This is a genomic window from Pseudorhizobium xiangyangii (genome assembly GCF_020531965.1).
Classification (GTDB): Bacteria; Pseudomonadota; Alphaproteobacteria; order Rhizobiales; family Rhizobiaceae; genus Neorhizobium; species Neorhizobium xiangyangii.
On the sequence record NZ_JAJAWH010000090.1, the window covers coordinates 1 to 1512 of the forward strand.

Annotated in this window: 1 protein-coding gene; it reads right to left on the reverse strand. The window is 57.9% G+C overall.

Going from position 1 to position 1512, the window contains the following annotated elements; translation table 11 throughout:
• A partial coding sequence (locus tag LH464_RS24305) for a helix-turn-helix transcriptional regulator (RefSeq protein WP_226788967.1) occupies nt 1-1106 on the reverse strand: 1106 nt, incomplete at its 3' end.
• Nucleotides 1107-1512 lie beyond the last annotated feature (406 nt).

The window sequence follows — 1512 nt, forward strand, 5'->3', positions numbered from 1 at the left end:
CCATCCAGACATGACATCACCTTGGCGCTGTCAGTCTGCGCCTTCAATTCGCTGGCATGAGCTGATGCGAGCCAAGCCTCGACCGTCGACATCTCATTCCACCTATCCTCCTCCGCCCAGCTCAGATACATTGAGGCTCCTTGCGCACGCTTGGTCAAGGCCAGAGCCGAGCTTGGGCTCATCTCATATCGCTTCCGGAAAGCGCGGCTGAAATGTGCTTCGCTGCGAAATCCGTGCTGGTGGGCAATCGCCGATATTTTCTGTTTGCCCGCGGATCTGACGATCGCATGCAGGCTGGCCGCCAGCCGTTTGCCGAGCAGCCAGCGTTGCACCCCGCCATGCTCCTCAAACGAACGAAACAGTTTCGATCGCGACATTCCCAGCTCAAGCGCCAGATATTCGGGGCCGAAGTCCGGATCAGCCATCCTCTTTCTGGCCAGACTATAGGCCCGATGCAAGACTGAGTGATCGTCGCGCACGGTTCTTAGGGCAGCGGCGGGAAGAGTGGTCGCTGCGAACTGCAGAATCCCATTGATGGCCGACTGAGCCTCTACGACGCTGAGCCCATCGATATGAGCCACGAGTGATCTCATCTGAGCCCCAAGAATTTTACCGGCGCTGCTGTTCGCCGTCAGCATCTTGCCGTGGACGTCGCCTTGCAATTCGGACGGTGCACTGGCTTTGTCGAAGGTAAGCACGATCCCCTCATATGCAGAGGCATAGGATTCATAGGGCAAGGAATAGTCGATCGCGACGACATCGCCGGGAACATGGATTTGCTTGCGTCCATCATAGTCGGTCACCACGCTCCCGACGGTCAGCAGATAGAGTGACATCTGGGAGATCGGTCGATCATCAATGACGTGCTGCGGACGAGCCATCGACATGGCCGACCCGCCGTTGATCTGCACAAAGGTCTCGGGAAGCTGCCATGTGCAGCCATGAAACTCGAATGACGCTACATCGGCATCAACCGGTAACGCGCAATCGACCAATTTTGAGAGTGCCATTTTCCAGGCAGCGTAACACTCCTCGCCTTGGGCGAACGGCCAGACAACGCGATGTGACGCGCAGGTCTTCCGATTACTGTCATCTTCGAACATCATCCCGCCCCTCCGCGCCGCCCCCCCCGGTGGCGGGGCCGCGAGACCGGAGGTCGCATGCCTGCCACCGCCGGTGATCGCGCTCTCACCGCCATGCACCATATTCGCCAAAAGCGACGGCAGCAATCCAGATGAATGCGCTCCGCGAGAACGCCCATCGCATGAACATGCAAGCGCTGGGCGGCATGCATGGCTCGATCGCTGACATCATGGTGTCAATAGAAGTCCTGGGTCTGATGGAGTAACAGTTTCTCGCTGCGGCTCAGAATGATCTGATGACCCGTATTGCATCCGGTGAGATCGATACGGAGGCCAAACGCAAAAAGCTCCTCGACGCTTGGTCTGAGGAGCTTGATAGGAAGAAGCTGGGCAAATTTGCAAGTGTCGGTGGTTGCGGGGGCAGGATTTG